This window comes from Mesorhizobium sp. M1E.F.Ca.ET.063.01.1.1, assembly GCF_003998155.1.
Classification (GTDB): Bacteria; Pseudomonadota; Alphaproteobacteria; order Rhizobiales; family Rhizobiaceae; genus Mesorhizobium.
This window is the reverse complement of record NZ_RZSC01000853.1, coordinates 1-2,343: the sequence shown is the minus strand read 5'-3', so window position 1 is coordinate 2,343 and position 2,343 is coordinate 1. Positions and strand designations below refer to the sequence as shown.

The window sequence follows — 2,343 nt, the reverse complement described above, 5'->3', positions numbered from 1 at the left end:
GTAGCGAACGCCTCCGGAGGCGTAATTGCGCGATCACGCCACTATCCAGGATCAAGCCGAAGTGGTCTTCCCGGCCGGCATGGCGGCCAGGCACTCCTCCAGCCGCTCCAGGCGCGCCTTTTGCCACCGCAAGCTGTGCGCAATGTCGTGGAGCTTTCCCTTGCCCCCCGAGTTGGCGGCCTCGATCAAGTCGAGCTCAAGCTGGGCAATCTCGCGCCGCAGCTCCTGCGCCTCGGTTGCCCGCAATCCTTTGATCCACCCTGCCCCGCGCATGGCTGCACGCATTCTGCCATCAACTTGGGCTCGATGTTGGCAAGGAAATGCTAACGATATCGGCTAGGACAATCTCGAATTTTAAACATAGCTAATATATTCGCACCGTGGTGCCGTTGTGCCTGTCATGGTTCCCGCAAGGACGCTTGTCTCGAAACATGCCTTGACGGCTACGGGCTGGCATCTGAAAAGGGCTTCGCCAGCGGACGTGGCGGAATTGGTAGACGCAAGGGACTTAAAATCCCTCGATCTCTGATCGTACGGGTTCGATTCCCGTCGTCCGCACCACATTGAAATTGCTAGAAGCGGCCGGCGTTGAATTCATCCCCGAGAATGGTGGCGGCGCCGGTGAGGCTCAGGAAGCGATCGGCGCTCTCGAATCAGTTGCCCGACGGCGAAGGCGGCATCATCGACAACAGCGAGATGTAGGTGGGGAGCAAATGCCGAATAGCAGGTGGCGCGTTCGGGTCTGGGCAATCAAGGTCTGACAATTCTTCACACGGAGAGGGTTGATCGCCAACGCCGCCATAATGTTCCACGAGTTTTGCGAATCCATAGGCGAAGGCGAAAAGAAGCGCCAGGACAACCACTATTCGGACGGCCATAAGGGACTGTAGCAGCATCCCGCATAGAATTGAGCATACCGCAAATTGCAGCATCCTCGATGCGATCATCCGTTTACCGCGCGCGCCACCTCCTGCTGAAATCGTCAAGCACTCCCCTTGCGGGAGCCGGCTTATGCGCGCCACAGTTGCGCGATTGGTTTCGGCTGGGACGGCGGGGCTTTCGTGATGATCAAGCCAGAACAAGAGGCACATATCGAGCGCCTCAAAAAGCGACGTCCGCAGGCTCTTGGCGTTCTTCTGGTGGGGCTCCCCTTGGCTCTCTTACTTGTAAAGCTCTGCAAGGCCGAAGGTTGGAATGGTCGGGTATATGTGCCCATCGTAACCGGCATCAGTATCTTGGTGGGGCGCGTTTCAACCGTGATGGTGCAGCGGTTCATCGCCAAGAAGTAAGCGACGTTCCCGTTCGCTGAGAACGTCAGGCCGCTCCCTTCGGAGACCGCTTGCCTTTGCGATGCCCGCACCAGTAGCATTCCGACTTCTTATTGGGTGCGGGGTTTGAATGAGCACATATGCGTTTGTGGACGGCTCGTCGCTGCTTTCGCTTATCGAGAGCGCCAGAAGCTATTTCAGCATGGATGAAGGCGCCATTTTCGATTTCGGCAGGTTCTTCCAATGGGAGGCTGACGCCGCAGCGCGAACCTTTTTTTACAACGCCTATCCTGACCAAAAGCCAGGTACTGACGAAGCTTCCCATCAGGTCCTGCTGGAGAAGAGCCAAAAGCTATTTGACAGGATCAATAGCTATCCTGGCGTTCACGTAAAGAACGGCGTAGCGAGGTCTAGGCCCAAGCGCGGGCAGGAGCAAAAAGGCGTCGATATATTGTTGGCGATCGATGTCTATCGACAGGCTGTAAATGGTCTCCATCGGGCTTTCCTGTTCGCCAATGACGGCGACTTTTACCCAGTCCTAGAGGCACTTCAAGGAACGCAAACCAGAACCATCCTCAAATGCATACGCGGCAAAACCCCGAAATATCTATATGAGTTGGCTGACGAGGTGTCCTACATCAACGAGCTTAACATCGTCGTTCATTTCGAAGGCGCTGGCGACGACGACCTATACGGGATAAGTGAATTGACGCCGAACCCGCCCTTGACCACGATCACCGATCAAGGCTTTGGCTTTTCCAAGACGTTCGTATTTGAAGGTGGCCACTCCTACGACATCTATGAGAACGCTCACCATCCGCACATCTACGCTGCGAAAGACAACCGGGCGATCTACAAGATGAGAAAACCCGAAGTATTCCTGAAATATGTGGAACGCCAATTCGGCCTGTTTCCACGGAAGGAGCCCGGTCGATAGTTCCGCTCTACATCGCCGCGATCGGGCCGTAATGCTCGCCAGCGCGGTCGGCGCTACCCCGCAAGACCGGCCCCTCCTCGAATCGCAGGCGCGCGTAGCGAAGTGTAGCATTTTAATACAATCCTCAATTTGTAGACT

4 protein-coding genes and 1 tRNA gene are annotated in these 2,343 nt (G+C 56.0%); 3 read left to right on the top strand and 2 right to left on the bottom strand.

Annotated features, from left to right (window positions below; translation table 11 throughout):
• Positions 1-51 precede the first annotated feature (51 nt).
• Positions 52-285, bottom strand: a complete 234-nt coding sequence (locus EOA29_RS33350) for a hypothetical protein (RefSeq protein WP_245464657.1) — start codon at positions 283-285, stop codon at positions 52-54.
• Positions 286-475: 190 nt separating this feature from the next.
• Here EOA29_RS33350 and EOA29_RS33345 point away from each other — a divergent pair.
• Positions 476-561 (top strand) — tRNA-Leu (locus tag EOA29_RS33345).
• Positions 562-653: 92 nt separating this feature from the next.
• On the opposite strand, the gene EOA29_RS33340 is transcribed toward EOA29_RS33345, so the two are convergent.
• The gene (locus EOA29_RS33340; protein ID WP_126093534.1) at positions 654-986 is read right to left on the bottom strand and encodes a hypothetical protein; all 333 of its coding nucleotides are present in this window, start codon (positions 984-986) and stop codon (positions 654-656) included.
• Between the two features lie 78 nt (positions 987-1,064).
• On the opposite strand from EOA29_RS33340, the gene EOA29_RS33335 reads away from it, so the two are divergent.
• Both EOA29_RS33335 and EOA29_RS33330 read left to right on the top strand, forming a co-directional pair.
• Positions 1,065-1,289, top strand: a complete 225-nt coding sequence (locus tag EOA29_RS33335; protein WP_126093533.1) for a hypothetical protein — start codon at positions 1,065-1,067, stop codon at positions 1,287-1,289.
• Positions 1,290-1,398: 109 nt separating this feature from the next.
• A complete protein-coding gene (locus tag EOA29_RS33330) occupies positions 1,399-2,205 on the top strand; it encodes an NYN domain-containing protein (protein WP_126093532.1) in 807 nt (268 codons plus the stop codon).
• Positions 2,206-2,343: the final 138 nt, after the last annotated feature.

What these genes read in the sequence shown, in the direction of transcription:
- EOA29_RS33350 (WP_245464657.1), bottom strand. Translation starts at nt 285, where the DNA reads ATGCGTGCAGCCATGCGCGGGGCAGGGTGGATCAAAGGATTGCGGGCA.
- EOA29_RS33330 (WP_126093532.1), top strand. Translation starts at nt 1,399, where the DNA reads ATGAGCACATATGCGTTTGTGGACGGCTCGTCGCTGCTTTCGCTTATC.
- EOA29_RS33335 (WP_126093533.1), top strand. Translation starts at nt 1,065, where the DNA reads ATGATCAAGCCAGAACAAGAGGCACATATCGAGCGCCTCAAAAAGCGA.